The 25938-nt window shown below is 46.6% G+C and carries 20 protein-coding genes; 16 read left to right on the top strand and 4 right to left on the bottom strand.

The window, feature by feature from the left end; all coding sequences use genetic code 11:
- Positions 1–13 precede the first annotated feature (13 nt).
- Positions 14–313, bottom strand: a complete 300-nt coding sequence (locus tag FQV43_RS06565) for a hypothetical protein (RefSeq protein ID WP_146339588.1) — start codon at positions 311–313, stop codon at positions 14–16.
- Between the two features lie 66 nt (positions 314–379).
- A complete protein-coding gene (locus FQV43_RS06560; RefSeq protein WP_146339586.1) occupies positions 380–2767 on the bottom strand; it encodes a glycogen/starch/alpha-glucan phosphorylase in 2388 nt (795 codons plus the stop codon).
- 214 nt (positions 2768–2981) lie between these two features.
- On the opposite strand from FQV43_RS06560, the gene FQV43_RS06555 reads away from it, so the two are divergent.
- Both FQV43_RS06555 and FQV43_RS06550 read left to right on the top strand, forming a co-directional pair.
- Positions 2982–3716 (top strand): DUF4190 domain-containing protein, encoded by a 735-nt coding sequence (locus FQV43_RS06555; RefSeq protein ID WP_146339584.1) that lies wholly within the window; start codon positions 2982–2984, stop codon positions 3714–3716.
- Positions 3717–3888: 172 nt separating this feature from the next.
- The gene (locus FQV43_RS06550; protein ID WP_146339582.1) at positions 3889–4665 is read left to right on the top strand and encodes a DUF4190 domain-containing protein; all 777 of its coding nucleotides are present in this window, start codon (positions 3889–3891) and stop codon (positions 4663–4665) included.
- A gap of 115 nt (positions 4666–4780) precedes the next feature.
- Here the strand turns inward: FQV43_RS06550 and FQV43_RS06545 are convergent, their stop codons facing one another.
- Complete coding sequence (locus FQV43_RS06545) at positions 4781–6031, bottom strand: amidohydrolase (RefSeq protein ID WP_144273137.1); 1251 nt, start codon at positions 6029–6031, stop codon at positions 4781–4783.
- 115 nt (positions 6032–6146) lie between these two features.
- On the opposite strand from FQV43_RS06545, the gene FQV43_RS06540 reads away from it, so the two are divergent.
- On the top strand, positions 6147–6593 hold the full coding sequence (locus tag FQV43_RS06540) for a hypothetical protein (protein WP_146339580.1): 447 nt from the start codon (positions 6147–6149) through the stop codon (positions 6591–6593).
- Here FQV43_RS06540 and FQV43_RS06535 read toward each other — a convergent pair.
- On the bottom strand, positions 6580–7716 hold the full coding sequence (locus tag FQV43_RS06535) for a glycerate kinase (protein ID WP_146339578.1): 1137 nt from the start codon (positions 7714–7716) through the stop codon (positions 6580–6582). The two genes, FQV43_RS06540 and FQV43_RS06535, sit on opposite strands and share 14 nt — an antisense overlap.
- A 149-nt stretch (positions 7717–7865) precedes the next feature.
- Between FQV43_RS06535 and FQV43_RS06530 the strand changes: the two genes are divergently transcribed.
- The 13 genes from FQV43_RS06530 (at position 7866) to glnK (ending at position 25877) form a co-directional block, all read left to right on the top strand.
- Positions 7866–8588 (top strand): DivIVA domain-containing protein, encoded by a 723-nt coding sequence (locus tag FQV43_RS06530; RefSeq protein ID WP_146339576.1) that lies wholly within the window; start codon positions 7866–7868, stop codon positions 8586–8588.
- 84 nt (positions 8589–8672) lie between these two features.
- Positions 8673–9203 carry a DUF177 domain-containing protein gene (locus FQV43_RS06525; RefSeq protein WP_144273133.1) on the top strand — a complete coding sequence of 177 codons (531 nt, stop codon included), beginning with the start codon at positions 8673–8675 and terminating at the stop codon, positions 9201–9203.
- Positions 9200–9943, top strand: coding sequence for a ribonuclease III (rnc, locus tag FQV43_RS06520; protein ID WP_144273132.1), 744 nt, complete (start codon positions 9200–9202; stop codon positions 9941–9943). The genes FQV43_RS06525 and rnc overlap by 4 nt, the downstream gene beginning before the upstream one ends.
- Positions 9944–9961: 18 nt before the next feature.
- Positions 9962–10876, top strand: coding sequence for a bifunctional DNA-formamidopyrimidine glycosylase/DNA-(apurinic or apyrimidinic site) lyase (gene mutM / locus FQV43_RS06515; RefSeq protein ID WP_146339574.1), 915 nt, complete (start codon positions 9962–9964; stop codon positions 10874–10876).
- Between the two features lie 105 nt (positions 10877–10981).
- Positions 10982–12448, top strand: a complete 1467-nt coding sequence (locus tag FQV43_RS06510; RefSeq protein ID WP_144273130.1) for a sodium:alanine symporter family protein — start codon at positions 10982–10984, stop codon at positions 12446–12448.
- Between the two features lie 195 nt (positions 12449–12643).
- Entirely contained in the window at positions 12644–13429 is a 786-nt protein-coding gene (locus FQV43_RS06505; protein WP_146339572.1) for an SDR family NAD(P)-dependent oxidoreductase, read from the top strand.
- 63 nt (positions 13430–13492) lie between these two features.
- Positions 13493–14314, top strand: coding sequence for a hypothetical protein (locus tag FQV43_RS06500; protein WP_146339570.1), 822 nt, complete (start codon positions 13493–13495; stop codon positions 14312–14314).
- The gene (locus FQV43_RS06495) at positions 14298–15197 is read left to right on the top strand and encodes a hypothetical protein (protein ID WP_146339568.1); all 900 of its coding nucleotides are present in this window, start codon (positions 14298–14300) and stop codon (positions 15195–15197) included. The genes FQV43_RS06500 and FQV43_RS06495 overlap by 17 nt, the downstream gene beginning before the upstream one ends.
- A 24-nt stretch (positions 15198–15221) precedes the next feature.
- Entirely contained in the window at positions 15222–18761 is a 3540-nt protein-coding gene (gene smc / locus FQV43_RS06490; RefSeq protein ID WP_146339566.1) for a chromosome segregation protein SMC, read from the top strand.
- Between the two features lie 5 nt (positions 18762–18766).
- A complete protein-coding gene (locus FQV43_RS06485; protein WP_146339564.1) occupies positions 18767–22447 on the top strand; it encodes a hypothetical protein in 3681 nt (1226 codons plus the stop codon).
- A gap of 30 nt (positions 22448–22477) precedes the next feature.
- Positions 22478–23902 (top strand): signal recognition particle-docking protein FtsY, encoded by a 1425-nt coding sequence (ftsY, locus tag FQV43_RS06480; RefSeq protein ID WP_146339562.1) that lies wholly within the window; start codon positions 22478–22480, stop codon positions 23900–23902.
- Between the two features lie 254 nt (positions 23903–24156).
- A complete protein-coding gene (locus FQV43_RS06475; RefSeq protein WP_144273123.1) occupies positions 24157–25476 on the top strand; it encodes an ammonium transporter in 1320 nt (439 codons plus the stop codon).
- A gap of 62 nt (positions 25477–25538) precedes the next feature.
- Positions 25539–25877: a P-II family nitrogen regulator GlnK gene (gene glnK / locus FQV43_RS06470; protein ID WP_144273122.1), complete on the top strand. Its 339-nt coding sequence runs from the start codon at positions 25539–25541 to the stop codon at positions 25875–25877.
- The last annotated feature ends 61 nt before the right edge of the window (positions 25878–25938 follow it).

Genomic DNA, 25938 nt, shown 5'->3' with positions numbered 1-25938 from the left:
AGTGATACAACCATTAACTTCCCATAAGAGCAACGCACACTACTGCAAGGAAAAGCACCAAACCACATAGCGCTAAGGTAAGCACGCGCTTGTGATCGATTGTGATTGTGCCATTATCCGATACCGCAGAATTATGCTTGAGACTAGCGTGGGTGACTGACCACAGTAGCGCAAACACCGGCGCCCATGCCCACAATGGAATATCTAGTTTGAGTGTTGTGACCATTGAACCTAGGGTAATGGTCATACCAAGTAGTGCAGAGTATATGATCGCAGGAATTTTAATACCAGACAATGTTGAGACGCTATCCATGATGACTCCTTAACCAAGCAGCGGGTATTTTCTTTCATTCTATAGTTTCTGTATTCAGTGCGCATCTTAAATGAGTGTTGCCTGCAACTTCCACACGTGCTCTGCATAATCTTTAATGGTGCGATCGGAAGAAAAACGACCAGATTCGCAGATATTTACCCAGCACTGGCGTGCCCAGGTCAGTGGCTGCGCATAGTAGTGCTGTGCCATAGCGTCGCGAGTATCGCGGTAGGCGGCAAAATCACCGAGTACATAGTACACATCAGGGCTTTCCCAACCATTGGTATCGAGTAGGGAACTACGCAGGTCATGGAACATACCAGAGTGATTATCATCCAGAGTTCCGTCGATAAGCGCATCAAGGGTGCGCTTAAGACCAGGTACTGTCTCATAGCAATGATGTGGATTATAGTGCTCGCGCAGCGCAGGGAGTTCCTCATTTTTCGCACCGAAAATATAGGCATTATCTGCGCCAACAGCCTCGAGGATTTCCACATTCGCACCGTCGAGAGTGCCCAAAGTCAGTGCCCCATTCATCATGAACTTCATATTGGAGGTACCTGATGCTTCTTTGCCAGCCATAGAGATCTGCTCGGAAATATCCGCGGCAGGGATAATGTGTTCGGCAGGGGAAACATTGTAATTTTCCACAAAAACTACTCGCAGAACACTTGATACCTGTGGATCATTATTCACTAGATCAGCAATAGCATTGATGAGCTTGATGATTGCCTTTGCTCGCACATATCCCGGCGCTGCTTTAGCACCAAAAATGAAGGTGCGCGGCGGTACCGAACTGGCTTCATCATTCTTAATGCGGAAATAGAGATCCAAAATATAAAGAGCGTTCATAAGCTGGCGCTTATACTCGTGCAAGCGCTTAATCTGGACATCAAAAATCGACTCTGGATCCACACTTATGTCTTGGCGTTGCTTGATCCACTGGGCAAATTCTGCTTTATTAGCCTGCTTGATATCAATAAGTTTGCGCAGGACTTCCTCATTATCGCCGTGGTGGCGTAGTTGTTTCAGCGCGTCCAAGTTCGTGACCCACTCATCAGAGCCCATCAATTCTGTAAGGAGAGCAGAAAGCCGTGGATTACACATTTTGAGCCAACGACGCGGGGTCACACCATTTGTTTTGTTATTGAATTTTTCTGGGGCAATTTCATACCACTGCGCAAGCGTATCTGCTTTAATGATCTCGGTATGCAACGCAGCAACGCCATTGATGGAGAAAGAACTGTAGCAGGCGATCCATGCCATACGTACCATTCCATCTTGTACTGGTGCCATGGTAGCAATGTGGTCTTCATCGAACCCACGAGCACGCATATCCTCACGGAAACGACGATCGATCTCTACAATTAACTCGAAAACTCGGGCAAAAAGCTGCTGGAAAATAGAGCAATCCCACTGCTCCAAGGCTTCGGCAAGCACAGTGTGATTGGTATAAGCAAAAGTATCAGTCACAATTTTCCATGCTTCATCCCAACTTAAGTGGTGGTCGTCGAGAAGTAAGCGTAAGAGTTCTGGGATGGCGAGTACGGGGTGAGTGTCATTGAGCTGAATGCAGTTATATTTTGCAAAATCTTTGAGATCGGTTCCATGATGAGCAATGTAATTATCTAGCATTGTTTGCAAGGACGCAGAGACAAAGAAATACTGCTGGCGTACGCGTAACACCTTACCTGCATATGTAGTGTCGTTAGGGTAGAGCACTCGGCATAGATCCATCACGCGCTCGCGCTCGACGATAGCCTCGGTAAAGCGTTGTGAGTTAAAAGCGTCATAGTCGAACTCATCGAGAGGTTCTGCTTTCCACAAGCGCAGGGTACCAACGTTGTTCGTGCCATAACCAGTGATAGGCATATCATAGGCAATTGCGCGCACGATCATGTCGTCGAATGTGACAATGCGTTGTTGCTCTTCTCGACGAACAATAAAAGGGTAGCCATCTTCTTTCCATGCATCCGGTGATTCAGATTGGAAACCATTATGAAACTCTTGACGGAACAGTCCATAACGATAAAGCAGCCCATAACCGGTGACAGGATAATTCTGCGTAACTGCAGAATCGAGGAAACACGCTGCTAGACGACCAAGACCACCATTGCCCAGCGCTGCATCATTTTCTGCTTCTAGAACGTCGGAAAGCTCATGACCGCAAGCACGAACTGCCTCCTCAGCTTGTTCCACTAATCCCAGGTTGGTGAGGTTATTGAGTAGGGCACGTCCCATGAGGAACTCAGCTGAAAAATAATGCTGTTGGCGGGTTGCATTGTAGGCTTGTGTGGTGGCTTCCCAATTATCAGCAAGTTGTTCCATAACTGCATCTGATAAACCAAACCAGAACTTACGGTCAGTGGCAGAGTGTGCACTCATGCCAGCGGCAGCACGGACATGACCAGCAACAGTATCTTTGAGCATAGGGACATGAGCAGGGTTATTCATGGAACTACTCTCCTTGGCAGCAAGAATGTTTTACGTGAATTAAGCATAACCCGATTAGAGGCGTGGTACACGGTGTGACGAGGGGAAGGCTCTGATTTAGTAGTAAACCTCAGAGGATACTTTTATATGGTGAACTATATGTATATCGGGGCGAAAATAATTACATGAATAATTACACTTAAAAGATCTAATAAGAGAAGAAAGTGAGAAAACTATGAATACAATGCATGACGGTAGCCAAGACAATACTCAACTACCGAGTTATCCATATTCTTATCCCACTGGAAATACTGCGGTTGAGCAACACTATCCACAGCAATCAGAAACCAATACTATGTCGGTTATTGGTTTTCTTGTGTCGTTGTTTATGCCGGTTCTCGGTTTGCTATTGAGCATTATTGGACTGGTGCAAATAAAGAGAAGTGGTGAGCGTGGTCGTGGTTTTGCTATAGCTGGCATCATTATCAGTGGGTTATGGTGTGTGTTTGTGATTGCCTTCCTGGCCTTAGGCGGTTTGGCATTGCTGAGCAATAAAGATGCCACGTCATATGCTGATTCGCCAGCTAATAGTCAGGATTATGATTATTCTGACGAGCAGAGCAGCATACTTACCACAACACCAGCCGCACCAGTAGATTCTGTATCTTCTGCAGGTCGTGCAGAGAATGCACCTGAGCGCGGTGATGGTACAGATCTTGCCCGCTATGCTGGTGCGGCGGAGCCAGAAGCCTGTGTGTATCTTTTGGGTGGTTCACAACAGCGAGAGTCGTCGGTACCACAACTTGCTCCTTTATTGCGTGATCCTGAGAAACGTCAAATCGCTCAAGGGTATAGCGATATGTTGCAAGATCCAAACGTGGATCCAGCCACAACATTAGAAAGCTCTCGACGTTACTTAGAACTCATAAATCAAATCAGTGCGGATTGTACTGAACATATGCAAAGCTAGAATTGGGTTTTTCCTGCATTTTATGCAGATGTCACTATTGGAATATGTATCGGAGGTTTGCTTACGTATAAGGCTGCACCTTGTTTGCTTGAAGCTGAGAAAAATCAAAGAATAAGCTGATGTGTTATCATGGCACACTGAACTTTTTTCAATATATTTCTGAGGTGAAAGCATGACGGATAATCCGTTCCAAGAAAATTATCCACATAATGATCAACCGGGAGCACCAACTAATGCTCAGCCTGTTTCTGAGCAGCAAACGGAGTACAATTCCTATAACTCCTATAACGCGAATACATACACTCAACCTCAACAATCATCCCAGATGAATACGATGTCTGTTGTTGGTTTTGTAACCTCGTTGTTTTTGCCGCTCATTGGTTTGATTCTTAGTATCGTAGGTTTGCGTCAAGCTAAAAAGACAGGTGAGCGTGGTCGTGGTTTTGCTATCGCCGGTATTGTTTTAGGCTCCCTGTGGGTTCTATTGATAGTTGTCGGGCTTATTGCTTTTTTCCTTATTCCGTCAAACACGGATAGCTATGACTATGAGGAATCTGCTGCAAGTGCTCATTCTACTACCGCAGCAAGTGCATCAGACTCAGATAATGATGCAGATAGTAGCACCACTGATAGTGGAAGTAACTCTTCCGTAGATCTTACCGATCCAGCTTCTTTTTCCGGAGCAGCTGAACCAAGATTCTGTGCATATATCAAAGAAGCAAATCAATTTGATCAACAGTCAGGTATAACACCTAGCTTTATGGATCCGAATAGTTTTCTTTACTGGAGAGTCGCTGTCACCTACATTGACGACGAGAGCCTAAAACAAAAGCTGCAAACGGCCTTTGAGAAAGTATCAAATAATGATCTTCCAAAGGAAGAATACAATGAGATTACTGATATCTTTGGCAAAATAGATGCAGACTGCGCAGCGAACCAGAAGAAATAAGAAATGTTCGCGTTGCTCATAGGAGCACAATGAACAAGCACGTGATTGAGTTTCCTCTTTCGCGTGCTATTTTTATGCCTGCAGCCTGCAGAAGGAAAATCGGGAAAACTACTGGTTACGAGTTTTTAAGATAGGACAAAATCGCGGTTAGTGCTGCATTATTACATGCAGTAATTGTCGGTTGATAATCAGGCAAGAAAGTGCCCATGTGATTAACCGGAATGGTGGTTTCCACATTGTCTTCTGCTACCGCTTTATCCCATTGCTCGGCAGGAGTACAGCCGACCGTCCAGAATAAATAAGGGACGCCAAAAGCATCTGGGATATTAGAAAAATCCTCCGAGGCAGTCCACGGCTGGGCATTAAGCGAGTTTTCACCAAAAACAGCATCGAGCTGTGGACGCACTCGCGCAAAGACATGAGGATTATTGGTGGTAAGTGGGCCATGCCCAAAATAGCGGAAAGCAGGTTGTACTTTCATGCCGCTGGCAGCACATTCTGCTTTCGCTACGCGCTCAATGGCGCTATAGAGTTTCTTTTTTACTTTCTCACTATACGTACGGCAGTTAATAACGATAAGCGCTTCACCTGGAATAGTGTTGTTAGATCGCCCAGATTGCAAAGTGCCAACAGAGGCTACTGCAAAGTCATGAGGTGCAATTTCGCGCCCGACGATACCTTGAATCCTAATAACAATCATGGCTGCTGCATAGGTGGGGTCAATAGCATTATGCGGCATAGAACCATGTGCAGAATGACCAGTGATTTTGATTTCGATAGAGTCACAGGTGGCAAGAGCAGCACCAGGCATGGTCATTACAGTGCCGGCACGGCCAGCAGTAATGTGCTGACCAAAACACACATCAGGTTGCGGTATTTTGCTGGTCAAACCATCAGCAACCATTGTCTCAGCGCCTTTACCATTTTCTTCACTTGGTTGGAAAAGCGCGATGAACGTACCAGACCAGTGCATACGATGTGCATCCATAAACGCACACACTCCCAGCAGAGATGTGGTATGCATATCGTGACCACACGCGTGCATAGTAGGGGTTGGTGCATCGTCGATAAGCATGATGTCTCGGGAGGCAAAAGCGACACCAGTTAATTCTTTTACTGGCAAGCCGTCAAAATCTGCGCGCATGAGAACACTGGCACCATCTCCATTGCGGAAAATAGCAACAATGCCGTGCCCGCCGATTCCAGAGATGACCTCACAATTATATTTTTCTAATTGCTTGAGGATATATGCCGCTGTTTTTGATTCCCGACCGGATAGCTCTGGGTGTGCGTGTAAATGTCGATAAACGTCCCATTGCCAGCGGAGATCTAGCGTAGAAGCGCCTAAAATATCGACGATATTCATTATGAAAACCCTTGAAAATCTATCTATAGTCTTGTGGTGCGTTAAGCAATTTTTTGTTATTGTACACGTTTAGACAGCAGACAATGGAAAACGTGATCCTGCTAGGCTAAAACCCATGCCCGTTATCCATTTTGATTGCTTATGTGCGCCTGAGCACGTTGAATCCATTAAGAAGCAACTCGATAAACTCAATGAGCTGATTATCCGCGATAAAAAAGTGGAGTCAGTTGTAGTCAATGCAGCAGAAAACACAGCTATCGACCACATGATAGAGCAAGAATTACGCCGCGTTTTTATTCGTGAGCGTAGTGATGGTAGCGATAGCAGTGATGATGTGCAAGACACTGCTGGTGAGCTGCATAAAATAGCCGAAAACCGTAGAATCTACCGCTTTAGCATACATCTATCTGGAGTGGTGGGTTCTATCAATGCCTTGACCATGCTCTATGCTCGTATTTTTACTCCAGCGGCACAGTTGCCCAACGACCGGATCCAATTAGAACAAGAAAACCAACTGGAACAAGCAGCTCTTTTCCCATGGACAGTGACTATTGAGCCTTAACGCTTTCCAAAGGCCCATCGAGAAAAGCCGCAATGAGAGCTCGTCCTGCTTGCTGTAATTGAGTGCGCACATCGCAGTGGGCAGGATCGGCAAGAGTATGTCCAAGAACACCCTCTGGTAGCTTGTCGACGAATTTCCCTGCAGCAACAGCAACTCGTGTATCTGCACCTTGAGCTAATTCAATAATCGTGCCTACCACCTTGCCAGTAGCAGACTGCGCATCATATTGTCCTTCTGCAGTGATAACTACATCAGCGCTACCTATGGCTGAACTTAACCCTGTATGGTCGGCAATAACTCGAGCACCTGGTAATAAATGCACATGATCAGTAGTGCCGTGTAATAAAGCGGATAACCACAGAATAGAAATAGGTATGCCGCCAGCTGCTCCTATACCGGCACGCATAGGATCAATTCCGGTAAAGGCGCACAATGCGGTAATACCTGCTTCTAATTGCTGAACCTGTTGCTCATCAGCTCCCTTTTGTGGTGCATATACGTGTGCCGTGCCAGTATGCCCAGTAGCAGTTGCGGCGACATCACCAAGGAGCACCCAGTCTACAGAGGCTGCAGGAATGTTGAGCATAGCGGTATCAATCTGGGCAATATCCGATAATCCACCACCACCTTGGGGCAGAATACGTCCACTGTGATCAAGCAATTGTGCTCCCAAGGCAACCAAAATTCCTGTGCCGCCATCAGTCGTAGCACTGCCACCAAGCCCCAACACGATACGTGTTGCTCCACGACTTGCCGCATCAGCGATAAGCACACCAGTGCCAAAAGTATCACTACCTAGTGGATTAAGCTGATCGTGCACAGAGACAAGACCGCTCGCGGCAGCAACATCTATATACGCAGTTGAGCTTGACTCATCAAAGACATAGGACGCTTCACTGAGCCTACCGACGGCATCTGTCGTTGGCAGCGTAATGTGTTGGCCGTCGAAAAGCGCGGCTGTTCCTTCACCGCCATCAGCCATAGGAAAAATACTCAGAGTAGTTGAATCCAAATCCATGCCACGAGCGGTGAGTTCTTCTCTTACCCCCTGAGCAAGGTACTGGCCAGCTTCATGGGTTGTTGCTGTTCCTTTCAAGGAATCGGGGGCAATGATAATGTGCATAAAAATCCTTGTCATACTGGGAAACGCAGTGATAATAGGCAGGGTCATTATAAGCGAAAATGAATCCTTGTGAACAATTAAATCGAAAAAATAGGTGTTTTGGTCATGCCTGCTCACCAAAAAAGACAAATGACAGTAAAGTGAAACTCATGTACCGCGTCTTTGAAGCATTAGATGAACTTGTCCAAACTGTTGAGCAGGCATATGGCGTTCCCATGACCTCAAATTGCATGGTGCCACGCAATGAGGTTCTGGGTCTTCTTGATGATCTCCGCAACGCTTTGCCGATTGAAATTGATGATGCGCAAGATGTTCTTGATCAGCGCGATGAAATTATTGGAGGTGCTCAGGATCGAGCACAGCAATTAGTTTCCGATGCACAAAATCAGGCAGATGCCTTGGTTGCTGATGCTACCGAACAATCAGATCGCATGATGCGTGATGCAGAAGACAGAGCACACGCTACTGTCGCTAAAGCTCAAGATGATGCTGACCATATTGTGGGCAGTGCGCGTCGTGATGCGGATAATACAGTAGCTAGCGCACAAGCAGAAGCTGATCGTCTGATCAGTCGAGGCAATGAGCAGTATCAGCGCAGTGTTACTGAGGGTGAAGCTGAGCAAGCACGACTGATTAGCGAAACAGAGGTTATGCGTCGCGCTAATGAAGAAGCACACCGAATTGTCGATGCTGCTCATGCTGATTCTAATCGCCTACGTAATGAATGCGATCAGTTCGTAGATCAGAAACTCGCCTCTTTTGAGGAAACGCTCACCACAGTTTTGCGTACTATTTCTCGGGATCGCAGCGCATTGCAGCGCGGTGCAGGCGTATCTGGTTCGCTTGATTCTTCACGCTCACCTCGGTCTTAAGCTGCTATTTCTCGGCATTATTGTGCGGTCCAATAAACCACAACACTGCATACCACTCATCTATCAATGCTCAACGGAAACGGTATGAAAAATAATAAAGAAAATTCTCCTTTTGTTTTTGCAATTGGCGATATTATTCGCTCTGGTGTATCAGAAATGCGCCGCAATGTTGGTGATAGCCCCCAGCGCATCGGTTCAGCAATGATCGGAATCGAACAGGGGACAGAAGTTACTATTGAAGCGCGTATTGATCCACTGGGCGACGCGGTAATGGTTGATGCTAAAGTATTGGCACAGCTACAAGGACAATGCGTGCGTTGCCTGAAAGAACTCACCCCAAATATCGAGTTGAATGTTAATGTTGTTTTTGCACTCGAACAAGGAATCATTGGCGGTGATTTAGAGGACTTTGACGAGGAAGAAGTACCGCTTGTTATCGATGATTCCATTGATCTTTTGCCCACTGTTGCCACTGAAGCAGGACTAACATTGCCGTTTAATCCAACCTGTGAAGATGGCTGTGATGGCAGTACCCAAGTTCCAGAACCAGATGGTCTTGCTGAGCAAGAAACCAGAACTGATCCGCGTTGGGCTGGATTGGAGAAATTCCTATGAGCAAGAAACAACATGATACACGTAGTGGACAAGAGATACTTGAGGCATCTTTTGACGAAATAGATCATGAACCACTCTGTGCTGCTTTGGGGGTTACTATCTCCCGAGAATTGCTTATTTTGGCGCTTACTCATCGTTCTTTTGCTAATGAGCATGGGTTTTTACCTAATAATGAGCGGTTAGAATTTCTTGGTGACGCAGTATTGGGTTTGGCTGTGGCAGCAAAATTGTACGAGCAATATCCCACACGCCCTGAGAGTGATATTTCTAAAATGCGTGCTTCAGTAGTAAGCCGTTATGGATTATCTGATGTGGCCAGAGAGATTAATCTCGGCACCTATATTTTGTTGGGCAAAGGCGAAAAAACCACAGGTGGCAGTGATAAAACCTCTATTTTGGCGGATACAACTGAGGCATTATTAGGTGCCATATATCTTGAACATGGTTTTGAGGTTGCTCGTGCCACTGTATTGCGGTTGTTTCAGCATAAAATCGATGTGGCAAGTGCAAAAGGCCTGCATGAAGACTGGAAAACCACTCTTCAAGAACGACTTTCCGAACGTAAATTACCGATGGCAGTGTATGAGGCAACAGCTACAGGTCCCGAACACGATAAAGTTTTTACAGCAACGGTGAGCGTCGAAGGCGAAAAATTAGGTACCGGAGTCGGGCCAAATAAAAAGCTAGCAGAACAATTAGCAGCTCATGAGGCTGTGAAAGTATTGCAATCGCGCATATAAGTCATATAAGTATAGAAAATGCCTGAGTTACCAGAAGTCGAGGTGGTGCGCCGAGGACTCGAAACACACATCCTTGGTTGCACTATCACTGATGTGCTTAGTTATCATCATCGGACATTGCGAAAATATCCCGGTACTGCGAATGCTCTGCAAGCGCAACTTCGCGGTCGCAGAATTGATGAGATAGCGCGCCGTGGTAAATTTCTGTGGCTATGCCTTGACGACGATCAAACCATTGTGATTCATTTGGGCATGAGTGGGCAATTGTTAATCAAAGATAGCGCTGCTGTGACAGCACGCTATGGTAGAGAGCTCCAACCCTATAGTGCTGGATTAGAAGATAAAACGCTTCGGCATTTGAGACTACGCGTGATGCTTGATAACGACATACAAGTATGGTTCGTGGATCAGCGTACGTTTGGCTATTTTGTGCCTGATGAATTAGTCCCAGGACAACAGCAAAAGTTAGTCCCAGAATTAGTGTCGCATATTGCTCCAGACTTACTTGAGGAGGACATAGATTTTTCTGTTGTTGCAGCGCAGATACGAGCAAAGAAAACTGAGATCAAGCGGGTTTTGCTCAACCAAGAAATTGTATCTGGCATTGGCAATATCTATGCTGATGAAATGCTCTGGGCTGCGAGTGTACATCCGGCTACTCTTGCGAGTTCTTTAACACACACAGAGGTTTTGTCCTTATTGTCTGCTGGAAAAACTGTGATGACCCAGGCTTTGGCACAAGGGGGTACGAGTTTTGATGAACTATATGTCAATGTCAATGGTGAATCCGGATATTTTGAGCGCTCTTTGCATGCTTATGGACAGCACAATAAACCATGTGCGCGTTGCGGGACAAAGCTTGTCAAACAGCAGTGGATGAATCGCTCTAGTCACTATTGTCCGCAGTGTCAGGTGAAAAAGACTAACCACTGAGAGCTGTGCATATCCGAAACTTAATCTAAGACTTATCCACGGTAACAGAATGTGATAGTAAAGCATGGATAGGAATGTGACCTAAAGTAAGGTAGCATTTTTGCCATGAATAGCGTTGAATCTTTTGTGGAAACAATGAACCATTACATATGGCTCATTGTTCCTTGGGTACTCATCGGTGCTGGTGTTTATTTTGCGGTTCGTACTTTCTTTGTGCAGGTGCGCTATGTGCCAGACATGATTCGTTCTGTATCTGAAAAGAACACAAGTGAAGATTCACACACAGATGATGAGGGAATTTCTGCATTCAAGGCTTTTTGTATTTCTGCAGCAGCGCGAGTTGGAACTGGAAATATCGTTGGCGTTGCAGTAGCTATTTCTGCTGGTGGTCCCGGCGCGGTGTTTTGGATGTGGATGATAGCCATCATTGGTGGCGCAACAGCATTTGTTGAGTCTACGCTGGCACAGTTATGGAAAGTAAAAGAAGCAGATGGCACCTATCGCGGTGGTCCTGCATACTACATGACCAAAGGGTTAGGGCTTAAAGGTTTAGCTACGTGCTTTGCTATTGCGATCACTATTACTTATGGCTTTGTTTATAACTCTATTCAGGCTAATTCTATTACTGAAGCAATTGGTACTTCCATCAATAATAGTGGTCTTGGGTTTAGGGCTACAGTAGGGCTTGTTCTAGCGGTTATTACCGGAATAATCATTTTTGGTGGTATCAAACGCATTGCTAATTTCACACAAGTCATTGTGCCTGTGATGGCTTTGCTTTACCTTGGTATGGGGCTTGTTGTTCTGATCCTTAACATAAGCCATGTTCCAGCGATGTTTGCAGAAATTGTTACTCATGCCCTGGGTATCCGAGAGATTGCAGGTGCTACTCTTGGTGCTGCTTTCCAATATGGTATGCGTCGTGGGCTATTTTCTAATGAGGCTGGTCAAGGTTCCGCACCAAATGCGGCGGCAACTGCGAGTGTGTCGCACCCAGTAAAGCAAGGTCTTGTCCAAACTCTTGGTGTGTATTTTGACACGCTTTTGGTATGTAGTATTACCGCTTTTATCATTTTGCTTTCTTCGCCAACGTACACTGGGGCGGAACAAGAGGGAGCACCATTAGCGCAGCGTGCTTTGGCTCAAGAGGTGGGTGGTTTTGGCATTCATTTCATTACCTTGATTCTGTTCTTCTTGGCTTTTTCTTCAGTTATTGGTAATTACTATTTGGCTCAAGCAAATGTGGAATACTTTACTCAATCGCGCAAAGCACTCACTGTTTTTCGCGTGTTAGTGGTGTTATGCGTCTTTGGTGGTGCAATTGGGTCAGTAAACCTTGTATGGTCTTTGGGCGATACATTCGCAGCGCTCATGGTATTCATCAATGTTATTGCGATTGTGCCACTTGGTGGTGTTGCGGTGAAATTGTTGCGTAATTACAGCCAGCAAAAGCGAAAAGGCGTGGATCCTGTGTTCCATCGTGATATGTTGCCTGAAGTGAAAAACATTGAGGTATGGGACGGTAGCGATCCGGTCACTCGACGTGGTGGCGCGGTAGTTACTGAGGTCTAAGCACAACAAAGCACTTATTTCTACTACTCATTGGTTGGTTATTTTTCACAGCCAATGAGTATTTTTCTTTGTTTTCTCCAAAAAATTCGTGCTGATTATGCGGTAAGCATGAGCAAAAAGTTAGAATTTGCTCAGGAAATATGTGGAGAAATATCTGAAATGGGAATTCGGATAAGAAGATAGGAAAAGCACGTCATGGAATTAGCATTGCGCAATAAAACTGCTCTCATTACTGGTGGTTCTAAAGGATTAGGCTATGCTGCCGCAGTCGCATTAGTTCAAGAAGGGGCACGCGTTGTTGTGTGTGCGCGCCATGAAGATGAGGTTAAGCAAGCAGTAGCTCGTCTGAATGAGTTATCTGCTGATTCTGCCATTGGGGTGTGTACTGATATTTCCGATCCGGACAATATCAAGCATTTGCTTGACGACGTTGCCCAGAACTATGGCAGTCTCGACATCTTAGTGAATAATGCTGGTGGCGCTCATCCTGGTACTCCAGAGACACTGACAGATCAAGCATTTCTTGCAGATTTTAATATCAAGGTGTTGTCGTGGCAGCGTATGATTAAAGCCTCATTGCCTTTGTTGAGGAAGTCACACCAAGCACGCATTATCAATATATCTTCAGTCTATGCTCATACTCCTGACCCAGCTTTCTTTGCTACTTCTGTGTTGCGAGCTGCTGGAGATAACTTCACTAAGACTTGGGCAGCAGCTTTAGCCAAAGAAGGGGTTTTGGTCAATAGCATCAATATCGGTGTTATTGAGACACCACAATGGGAGAACATTCGCAATAAACGTGCTCCGGAAAAATCTTTAGATGAATTTTTTGCAGATACCGTCGCACGTGATATTCCTCTTGGGCGTATCGGACAAGCTGCAGAATTAGGCAGCGTCGTAGCTTTCTTAGCCTCTTCTCAGTCAAGCTATATCACTGGTAGTAGCATTGATGTTGCAGGTGGTATGGGATTGCGCTTTTAGTGCCGCACATACGCATGGGTGAGCATACGACTTAACAGCACTGGTAAAAGACAAGGAATCGCGATGAATCAGCCAAACCAACACAATCAAGGATCTATTTGGGGAAATAGTAGCCATAGCAGCCACAATAGCCACAATAGTCCTGAAGCGGATAACCCTTTTAACGCTCAGAATTCTCAGGGAGCTCATGCGTATGAGTCACACCATTCTTATAATCAGCAAAGCCAAGCTGCGTTTTATCAACAGCAATCTGCTTGGGAACAAGCAGCGGCGTATCCAACACAGCAACCAGTAGCGCAAAAAAGCGGGAAAGGGATTGCTTTATTGCTGGTAATTCTCGCGCTAGTAGTGGTGCTCTTTGGTGCTGGAGCTTATTTCTTAATCTTTTCGGGAAAGAACAAAGCCGAAGATACTGCCGCGGCAGCTGTAACAACTACGCGCAGTGCCCCTGGGTTTAATAGTTCTGATGAATCCAGTGATCAGGATGAATCTCAGCAAAAAGACGATCAAGAACGTACCCAAAAAGCCCGAACCGCGCAACGAGCAGATGAAAAACAGCGCACCAGTGAGAAGACTGAGCAGCAAAAGGCTCGTCCAGCCAATCCTGAGCTGCCAAGTGATGTCACACCAGTCAATGAGGCTGCACGTAACGCTGAACCTGCAGGAAACCTGAACAATGTGTATAAATCAGGAAAAACCTCTGATTCCTTTGCGGTTGCAGTACGCGATAGTTTTGTAGAGAACTATCTGAAAACACACAAACTCGATGCGGTTCTCGAAGTATATTCACCAACCACAGAGCAAACATACACCATGAGCTGTACTGATAATGGGCAATATGTTCACTGTACTGGTGGAGATGAAGCACATGTTTACATCGCTTAATAAGGCGTGGTATGTTAGCGCCACTATTGCCATGTCAGCGCTATTTATGAGTGCTTGTACGATTGATAAACCCTCAGATAACGCTGCACCAGCAAGCCATGCAGATACGCAATCTGATGGTGCTGATATTTCGCCCACACTAGCCCCATCTGGTAAGCCCGCCATGCCGACGATCAACGCCCAAGAACATTCAGCCAATTCTCTCACCCTATCAGCGATACCGGGAGTGGACTTCTACGTCGAAGGAATGGAATCAGTTGTCAGCGGACTCGGCTATACCATCGCCCCCTGGTCCACTATTAAAGTTCCACTTGTTATGGCAGCCCTGCACAATAATTCTGGAGAAAATAATCAGCAGATAGTTGCATGGGCGCAACAGGCAATTCGTGATTCTGATAATGAGGCAGCACAAAAGTTATGGGAATCTTTAGGTGATCCAGAAACGGCTGCGGCGGCAGTAGAAGCAGAAATAGCACAGGCGGCCAGCTATGCTGAGGTTCCTGCTCTACCACCACGGGAAGGGTATAGCAGCTATGGTCAAAGCACATGGTCATTGGTGGATCAAGTTGCCTACATATCCCATATTCCTCGCGACGCACAGGTCATTGCGCTCATGGGGGATATTCGTGTGGGAGGCGGCTATGGATTGGGAACAATACCAGGTGCTATCTATAAAAGCGGTTGGGGACCAGACGAGGCAGGTCGGTATGGAGTACGACAATTTGGTTTGATTCCACACCCAGATAATCCTCAGCAGTATAGTGCTGTTGCTTTATGTGCTCAGGCTCCTTCTGGAACTTATGAAGACGCGCAACAATTATTGACTCAGGCAGTTCAAGAGATTTATGCACATCTAGAACTTGTGACTGCGGCACATGCTTGAACTTGTTTTGCTAAACTAGCTTGAGTGTATCTTAAGTCGCTGACGCTCAAAGGTTTTAAGTCTTTTGCCTCGGCAACTACCCTAAAGTTCGAGCCAGGAATATGTGCAGTCGTTGGACCTAATGGTTCTGGAAAATCTAATGTTGTCGATGCCCTTGCTTGGGTCATGGGAGAGCAAGGGGCAAAAACTCTCCGTGGCGGCAAAATGGAAGATGTCATTTTTGCTGGTGCAGGACAAAGAAAACCTTTAGGGCGTGCCGAGGTTACGCTGACAATAGATAATTCCGATGGAGCATTGCCCATCGAATATCGCGAAGTAGCTGTGACACGCCGTATGTTCCGTGACGGTGCCAGTGAGTATGAAATCAATGGTACAAAGGCACGCTTGATGGATATCCAAGAGTTGCTATCAGACTCTGGTATCGGACGCGAGATGCATGTCATCGTGGGACAAGGACGACTAAATCAGATTCTAGAATCACGTCCTGAGGAGCGTCGAGCGTTTATTGAAGAAGCCGCCGGAGTGCTCAAACATAAGCGCCGCAAAGAAAAAGCACAGCGCAAATTAGTGAGTATGCAGGCAAATGTTGATCGTCTCAATGATCTCACCCAGGAGCTGCGTCGTCAGCTCAAGCCTCTGGCTAGGCAAGCCAAAGCTGCACAACGCGCTGCTAGTGTACAGGCTCAGGTGCGCCAAGCACGATTGCAATTGGCTGGGTATGAGCTTGCTCAGTTAGCCGCAGCCCATGAGGATATACAAAAACAAGTTCATGCTGCGCAAGAACAACGCGAGCTTGTCGTTGAGCAATTAGAGCAGGCACATATCCTTCATGCAGAAGCAGAACAAGAAGTTGCTCGTGCAACCCCTGCTGCGGAACAGGCTCAGCAACTATGGTTCCAACTCTCCGCATTGGCTGAACGCGTGGCTGCTACTCAAAGAATTGCTCGGGAACGAGCAGATAACTTTGTCGAACTCAGTTATCAAGGTCAAGATCCAGATGTACTAGCGCGCCAGGCAGAACGAGTTAAGTCAGAATGCGCACAATTAGACGAGAATGTTGAGATTGCCAGGCAACGGTTGGAGAACATTCAAGAGGAAGTATCTGACTATGAACTGCGTGCTCAAGAAGCAGATAAAGAGCATATGGCACAGGTCAGGGCGATTGCCGATCGTCGTGAGGGCGTTGTGCGCCTGGTGGCTGCTCAAGAGAAATATAATGAACAACTCAAGGTAGTCGCTGCAGAAATTGCGCGCTATAACGAGCAACTTGAACACAGTCGATCTCGTAGCCAGGATATAGAAAAGCGCTTGCTTGAAAGTGAACAGGCATGGGTGCAAGCACAGGATGCCGCACAACCGCTACAGGAAGCACATATCCAAGCAACTGCTGAAGCAGATGCCGCGGAAAAACGTTTAGAGCAATTGCGTGCAGAGCAAAAGAACCTAGAGAAACAAGTTTCTAGACTGGAATCGCGGATAGAGACATTGCAAGCTGCTGCACCTAGAGCACATACTTCTTATGCCGGTAGCTCGGAAAATAAGGCGGCGATGGCCGAGCTAGTGCCATTGGCAAACAAGATGAAAATGCGAGCAGAGTATGCCGGTCAGGAAAAAGCGTTAGCAGCAGCACTTGGTTTTTTTGCTGAGGCATTAGCTGGTGCTATTGACGATGAGACATTGGCTCAGTTGGTGTCCCAACCAGGTAATGTAACGACTATTGCTAGGCAGACACCAGGCGATACTCCTTGGCGCTTAGATGCGGATCTTCCTGCGCAAACTCAATGGCTTCTTGATGCTCTCACCATTGATTCTGGTTATGTGGTTGCTGTTACGAGATTACTAGCAGATGTTGTTTTAGTTCCTAACTTGGATCTGGCAATGGAAGTCATTAACAATGATCCACGTTTGCGTGCTGTGACTTATGATGGTCAGCTTATTGGACAAGGCTGGGTACAATTTGGTCAAGGTGCTATTTCGACTCTTGAGGTAGAGGCTCAGGTTGAGGTAGCACAATCAGAGTTGGAGGTAGTGCAAGCACAGCTTGCGGAGATTGCTGGTACGTTCTCTGGTGCACAGACTGCGGCTCAGGAGGCGCGGGTAGCAGTGGCGCAGGCTACAGCAAATATGCGTGATCATAATAATCTCATTGCGCAGTTAGAACGAGATGTGCAACGACTACGTGGTGAAAAAGCAACTCTCCAAGCTGAGCATGAGAAACTAGCGGATCATGCACAAGCAGCGGATATTCGTCAGGTCGAGGTGCAGAAACATCTTGATGACACGCTTGATCGACTTGCGCGAGTAGATAGTGATGAGACACAAGACCAAGAGCTGTCTACACACCAACGTGATGAAGCCTTTGCTGCGCTTTCACAAATCAAAGCGATGGAATTAGAAGCAAAGTTAGCCCTTCGCTCGTCGGAAGACAAAGTGCGTACCGCATATGATCGATTGCGTGGTTTGGAGCGTCAAATCAATTATGAGCGTCAGGCAAAAGCCCAGTTTGAGCAGCAGATGGTACGCAAACGTCAGCAGGCGCAACTGGCACAGTGGGTAAGTGATAAGGCGACTGTGCTTGGACAGCAACTAAGTGAGGTCTTAGAGCAAGCGCAGCGCGATCGAGAAGATAAAGCTCAGCAGCGTGCGCATTGGTCGACTCGCCTTCAAGAGACTAAAAGTGCGCATAGTGCGCTGCAAGCTCAACACAAAAGATTAAGTGATAATGTTCATGCTTTAGAGCTTGCGAGCACCCAGGCGTCTGTACGATTAGAGGAAGCTCGTACCAAAATTTTTGAGCAGCTTGGCGTGCCAGTTGAAGAAATTGCACGTGATTATCTTCCTGATTCTGATTTTGATGAAAAAACCGTACGTGAAGAACTGCGAGAAGCGGAAAAAGATCTTAATGCATTAGGGAAAGTGAATCCTCTTGCTTTGGAGGAGTATAAGGCGTTAGAGGAACGCTATGATTTTCTGGCCAACCAGCTTGCTGACCTTGAGCGTGCGCGTCAGGATCTCAGTGATGTTATTGAGGGCGTAGATAAGAAGATATTGCAATTATTCCATGATGCTTGGTTGGATGTGGAAAAAGAATTTCCTAAGGTGTTTTCTACCTTATTCCCTGGTGGGCAAGGGCGGCTGGTGCTTACTGATCCTCAAGATATTTTGGGCACCGGCATCGAAGTGGAGGCTCGTCCACCAGGAAAGAAAGTAAAGCGATTATCGTTGTTGTCCGGTGGCGAAAAGTCCTTGACCGCCCTTGCTATGCTGGTTGCAATTTTCCGTGCGCGTCCTTCGCCTTTTTATGTTATGGATGAGGTTGAAGCAGCACTGGATGATGTAAACCTGCGACGACTAATAGCGCTTTTTGAGCAGTTGCGTCAAGATTCACAGCTCATTGTGATTACCCATCAAAAGCCAACGATGGACATTGCTAATGTGCTCTATGGTGTCACTATGCGTGGTGATGGTGTGACGAGGGTTATTTCGCAACGAATGAGTCCTGAGCTTAGACAATCTCAGACACAGCAATCACAACCAGAACAACAAATTAACGAAGAGGATTAACATCTATGTCGGATAGCCGTTCCCAACTTTCTCATCCTATTGCAGATATGAGCGATAGTCTCTTGGGCTGGGCGTCGAAAAGCGAATTGGATTTGGCTCAGCGCTTGAAAAAAGTTGATGTGGTGTATGAACTGGGTTTATCCATTGATGAACTAGAACAGATTGAGCGGCTTTATGGTATTTTCTTGAGTCGACAATTGGCTGCTGGCGCTAGTCTTGCTGGGCTATTATCTGTTAGTCCTGCACTATCTTTGGTGACGATAATCTCTAGAGCTCGCGAAGTGGTGTGCGCGCAGAACTTTGCTGCAGAGTTATCAGGGAGTTTAGGGCTTGCGCTGCCGTCAGTAGCGGAGCTGGAACAGCTTATCGAAGAGTTCCTGCCAGCGGCATTGCGTGATTTTGAGTTGCTTATCCCTGGCGATATTGATTTTCTTACTCTTGCTGCGTTTCATGCTGGCATTGTCAGCAATGAGATTCCTGCATTATTAGAGCTTATTGATACAGCAGAAACAGAACTAGACATTGCTGATCTTGGTGCTCAGGAAACCACACCCTACTTTTCACAAGCGGCGCAGCATAGCCCGGAATATAGTGAGAAAATCCTGGCAGGCATTTATGCATTACGACGTTTTGCCCTTGACCATCCGCATAGCTGGTTCGACCGAGATAGATCTGGGTTGATGCCTAAGCTGCCTACCACAATTGATGAATTGGTTGTTGCAGAGTTGCGGGAGCGGCCAGTGGGAACACATGATCGTGATTCTGCTGTTGGGGTTGCTGGTAGGGAAATGCGTCCGAGAATTATTTATGATGCGCAGCGTAAAAAGATCTGTTTACGTTTGCCTCAACAGCGCTTACCACAGTTACCTAAGAATGTTGATAACACCCCGCATACAGCAGTAGGAGTAGAACAGCAACAAGTAAGTTGGCGTGTATCCATAGACTCAACAACGAAGGTGTATCGTACTGGACGTGCTTGGGGAGATGAGTCGGGTTTTAGCGAAGCATTAGATATTTCTGTTGATCATCCAGTGCGTGACATCATCGTTCAAGATCTTACGCACAACATTGTGTGGACAGTGCCTGTTATCAATAGTGATAATGCCATGTTGCTCTTTAGTGCTGGTGGCGCAAATGTTAGTGATAAAGTCTCACTTCATCATCAATACCTTCATGTATTGGTGCCTGAGGCAACGATATTAGAAGACATTGTGAGCGGTGAACATATCACACCATTATCTTCTTGTGCTGTTGAAGGCTGGGTAGGTTGGACGTGTTACTATGTGGATGTATATCATGCTGCATCGATGGTTGCTGTGCCACAAGGTGCTAAGGCGTCTATGGAAGGAATCCGCAGTATTGATGTGCGCCAGCGAGTCATGTTCCAAAATCCCGGGGAGCCATTACCTGCATTGACGAGTTTGAGTGGGTTAGCTGTTTATGACAGTTCCTTGCTTGCAGTTTTCCCTCCTACTCCTTCAGGACACAGTGAAACCTGGTATTTATCTATTTCTTCTTATGCAGGTGCATCGCACGCTGGTGAAGAAATTACCCAACCAGAACCACTCGAAGTGCCAGCTGAAGGTGGGGTATTTCAGGTTTTTGATCCTGACCTTTATGATGCACCGTGGGTGGGGGAATATCTTGTTCGTATGCGTGGACCGCGGAATGAGTCATTCCGACATGAGTTTGCGTTAGTTGAAGGCGCACAAGCACATATGGATATTGCTGGTGTATCGAAAGCATTTCGGATTCCTACGGGTGGTGGGTTGAGCGAAGCAACGCTACAGCTTATACCAGGAGAAAAAGAATTTAGATGTCAGCCACAGGTATTGTCGGTAGCGCCTGATCAGGCAGGAGCAGAACTTATCGTGAGTACCGACGAAGGTGATCAACTGCCGCTACGGTTTACTCCACCTCGATTAACCTTTGAGTTACCACTGATTGGTGAGCCACCAATGTGGCGTGCGAGTAGAGTGGTGGTGCGTCCGCGTCGTTTAGCTGCCGACGGGCAATTACGTATTCGAGCAGTGGGGCAGTTACGCAATCCGACGGTTACCGTGCGCAATACTCATGGAGCTCCAGTAAAAACGATTAAGCTCAAAGCTGCGGATTCTGATTTAACGTATGTTGCTGATCTCGCTCCAATTGCTGCAAGTGCGTGCGTTATGCCTGCTGGACGTATTGATTTGGAGTGGACAGATGCACTCAGTCGCAATAAAGTTTCGGTCACTGTTGCCGATTTACGTTCTGAGCAGGAATACACGCTTCAGACTGATCCTGAGCAACCTGGGGTAATGAGCTTTAGTGGTCTTACTGATCATTCTCGGCTACGTGCTTGGGTATGGGCTTTGACTGCTCCGTGGGAGCCAGCTTATACTCTCGACGTCCATTCTGGGGTTTTAACATTGCCAGATAATTTAAGGAATGCGGGTAATCTGGCAATCCAATTGCATACGCATGATCCGTTTATGACTCTACGTGCACCAATTACTCCTGGGGACTATGCCTATATTTTAGAACAGCCAGGGCATTATATTGATCCTCACGATGACGCAGACGCAGACACCGTCGGTGTTTTGACACAGCTTTCTGCTTTTCTTGCTGGTGACAGCACGCAAGTGCCTGATTCCGCTGAAGTTATGCCATTGCTGTGGGATACCATTACCACAGGGTTGGCTAAAGGCGATGCACGCAAAGCAGTGCAACAAGTATTGCGCTCTCAGCCGCATAATGCGCTTAAAGGCTTGTCAGAAAGTTTAGTGCCAGCAACGCAACAACCTGGAAAGATTATTGAAACAACCTTAAGTCTATGCATTTTTTCTGGTCATACTGTTTCAAGTGCTTATCAGGAAGAAGAGCACAACCATTATGAGGATATTCACCGGGCTGCATGGATTGATACCTTGGCACTACTTGGCGAATTAGATAGTCGATTATCTCATCAAATACAGCAAGAAGGTGCTCAAGACTCCAGAGAGATCATGGAACATGAAGAACAAGGAACGGAGCTAGCCACAGAAGACGTTGCCAAGTTCGGGTCAGCATTTGCGGATGAGACAGTGGATCCAGATGTGGCGGTAATCGTCGAAAAGCTCGTGCATCTTGCTGGGGAGAATGTGGTAGAAATACTCAAAACCGGTAGAGATGCTACGTTGGATTCTGCGTGCATTGATCGTTCTACGGTGGCAATTGCGTCTATGGATGAGTCGCAGCAGAAAAATCTGCTTTCTATGTTTTTCGCTGATTCTCGGGTTGTTCCTGGGGCGATTATGGATGAAGGATCACGGCTTTTAGCGGTATTTGAGGCGTTTAATCAGCGAGAATGTCTGTGTGAATTGTTGTCTTCGCAGGGATTGATTCAACCAGCTGTGACCTTATTACGTACCTTGCGTAGTACCAATAAAACTCTTTACGCTATGGCACGTGTACGCTTTGACAAATTGGATGGGGTCGATACTGATGCTCGTGATAATGTGTGGGCATTGACTCCAGTGGTATCGCTTATTTTGGCTCTTGCTGCTCGTATGCATGCGCATGGTTTGATCACATCGTCTAAGACCCTTGACGCAGTGACTCCAGCATGGGCGTTATTGGCTGATATTGTGCCAGAACTGGTGACAAGCGATATGGTTGCTGCTGAGGCTATGGTTTTAGCGGTGAAACACCAAGGAATAAGTTTTTAATACTATGTGAGAGAAACTGGAGAAAGAATCATGAATACTCAGCTCATAATCCTTATTGCTGCCGTAGTGGTAGTGCTGTTGCTTATTGCTTTTGTCATTATTGGTTTGCGTCGGCACAGCGCAAAAAAAATCAGTTTTGAGAATGAGCAGCCTAAAAAGGAACTAACGCAACAAGAGAAGTCGGGTAATTATCAGGCTCAAGGTGGGTTTAATTTTAGTTCTGCGCAAAAAGAACCAGTTGAATTAGCCCAATCGGAGCCTGAGGTTCGTCAGGCTGAATCTGCTGAACCTGCTATAGCCGCAGAAAGCACGAATAAACCTGAGGAGCTTATCGACGCTCATGCGACGAAACTCGACTCACAAACTCACGAGCAGGGAGCACAGATCCATGATGTCGAAAGCTCTGACTCTGATTCTGCTGCCGATACTGTTTCTGAGGATGGTGTTTCTGATAGCGCTGATAGCCCTGATAGCGCTGACACCACTGATAGCGCTGATAGCGTTGACAGTGCCCCTGTCGAAGATATTGATCCTGCTGACGGTCGTATTGCTCGGTTGCGCGCCCGCCTATCGCGTTCACAAAATGTTTTTGGTCGTTCTGTACTCGGTATGCTTAGCGAGGGAGATCTCGACGATGAGGCGTGGGAAGATATTGAAGCATTGCTATTGCAAGCAGATCTTGGCGCTAATGTGACGCTCAAAGTTGTTGATCAATTGCGAGAAACCATTGCCAAGCGTGGGGTTTCCTCTGAGCAAGAAGCGCGGGAAATGCTACGTGAATGTTTGATTAGTGCAGCGCAACCAGATATGGATCGCTCTATTAAGGCTATGCCTTATGACGGTAAGCCAGCGGTGATTTTGGTTGTGGGAGTCAATGGCACTGGTAAGACGACCACAACAGGAAAACTTGCACGTGTTCTTGTGTCTATGGGGCACTCTGTTCTTCTTGGCGCTGCAGATACTTTCCGTGCTGCCGCAGCTGATCAGCTAGAAACATGGGGTCGACGCGTAGGGGCGCGAACAGTGCGTGGCAAAGAAGGTGCAGATCCTGCTTCCGTTGCTTTCGACGCCGTGTCGCAGGGCGTGGAATCAGGAGTGGACGTGGTTCTCATTGACACTGCCGGTCGTTTGCATAACTCTGCGAATTTGATGGATCAGCTTGGCAAAGTAAAACGAGTAGTGGAAAAGAAAGCAAAAGTTGATGAGGTCTTGCTCGTCCTTGATGCTACTACCGGGCAAAATGGTATGCACCAGGCGAAAGTATTTAGTGATGTCGTAGAGATTACTGGTGTTGCACTAACCAAACTTGATGGCACAGCCAAGGGCGGGATTGTGTTCCGAGTGCAAGAAGAACTTGGTGTTCCAGTGAAATTGGTGGGTCTTGGGGAAGGCGCTGACCACTTAGCACCTTTTGAGGTTGATGGTTTTGTCGATGCGCTTTTGGGCACACATTAAGTTTTCGCTGGTTAGTCATTCCATCTTTGTGTGATGATGCGCGATGGCGCAGTGAATCTTTATAGGCAGCATCCATGATGGGGTGCTGCCTTTTTCGGTGCTCTTAGCAGTGATAATGCCTTGTCTTTCGTGAGTGGGTACCCCATTCTAACTGTTGGATTATAGAAAAGAATTCTGTATGTCTATAGTTATATAGTGAGTTGCATGGCAACAGTCGTATCCACTGAGGGATTCTGAGAAAAGGAGAGCACATCATGAGCTCGGAAGAAGTGCTACAAGCATCAGGAAATGCAAGTTGGATGCTCATATCAGCATCACTGGTTCTTCTCATGACACCTGCACTTGCATTTTTCTATGGCGGTATGTCCAGGCAAAAATCAGTGCTAAACATGATGATGATGTCTTTTGGCACACTTGGGTTAGTCAGCGTTATTTATGTGCTATGGGGATGGTCCATGTCCTATGGCTCTCAATCAATAGGTGGGGTATTTGCCAACCCTTTTGAGTTCTTTGGGCTAAAAAACTCCATTACTGACGCAGAAGGCAACTATATTGCAGGTGCATCTGGTTATCCCAACATTATTGATGTTGCATTCCAGCTCACCTTTGCTGTTATCTCTACCGCATTGATTTCTGGTGCCATAGCCGAACGTGTCAAATTTGGCTCTTGGATGCTCTTTGCAGGATTATGGGCAACGTGTGCTTACTTCCCATTAGCGCATATGGTGTGGGGTGGCGGTTTGCTGGCTCACGGTGAAAATAGTGTTGCTGCTTGGTTATTCGGCGTTGACGACGCAGCAGAAGCACTCATCAAGCCAATTGACTTTGCTGGTGGTACAGTCGTGCATATTTCTGCAGGTGTGAGTGCGTTAGTGCTGTCCATTATCATTGGAAAACGTAAAAACTTCCTTCGCTCTTCGCAGCGACCACACAACCTACCTTTTGTGATGCTTGGCGCAGCACTGCTCTGGTTCGGTTGGTTTGGTTTCAACGGCGGTTCTGCTTTTGCTGCAGATGGATTAGCTGGATTAGCGTGGGTTAACACTACCGCTGCCACCGCAGCTGCAATGCTAGGTTGGTTGCTTGTGGAAAAAATCCGTGACGGTCATGCAACATCTTTAGGTGCTGCTTCGGGTGTCGTCGCTGGTTTAGTTGCTGTTACTCCTGCAGCTGGTGATCTCACCCCGGTTACCTCACTCATTCTTGGTGCTATTGGCGGTATCCTTGCTGCTTTTGGCGTGGGACTAAAATATAAATTCGCTTTCGACGATTCCTTGGATGTTGTGGGTGTCCACCTTGTAGCTGGTCTGTGGGGCACGATTGGCGTGGGGCTATTGGCAGATGGCAAGGGATTGCTCACAGGTGGTGGTTCTGATGGCGTAAAACTTTTTGTAGTCCAAATTCTGATTGCGCTCATTGCTATGATTTTTGCTGGCCTTATCACTGTGGTTTTGGCATTCATTGTGAAAGCAACCTTGGGTTGGCGAGTTGATGATGAAGAAGAATCAAATGGCATTGACTTCCATGAGCATGGCGAAACTGCTTATGATACTGCTGGTCCTTCATTCAACTAAATTTTCAGCAAAGAGTTAAGTAGAATAATTGAGCAACAACTGCTAAGCCATAGGAGCATTCCATGAAACTTGTGACAGCTATCGTCAAACCCTTTACTCTCACCGATATTAAAGATGCCTTGGAACAAATTGGTGTCCACGGTATGACTGTGACAGAAACCCAAGGTTTTGGGCAACAAAAAGGGCATACAGAGGTCTATCGTGGTGCAGAGTATGCGGTGGAGTTTGTGCCTAAAGTAAAAATTGAAATCGTCATCAATGATGCTCAATTAGATGAGGTACTTAATGCGATCGTCGATACTGCGCATACTGGAAAAATTGGTGACGGCAAAGTCTGGGTTACTAATGTAGAACAGCTTGTTCGCGTTCGCACTGGCGAACGTGATGCAGATGCAGTGTAAGTCCCTCAGCTATACCTCATGTGGGAAAACTACCCACACTCAGGCAACCCTGAAACACCAG

The organism is Corynebacterium sp. sy039, assembly GCF_007904105.1.
Lineage (GTDB): Bacteria > Actinomycetota > Actinomycetes > Mycobacteriales > Mycobacteriaceae > Corynebacterium.
This window is presented reverse-complemented; position numbering and strand designations above follow the sequence as displayed.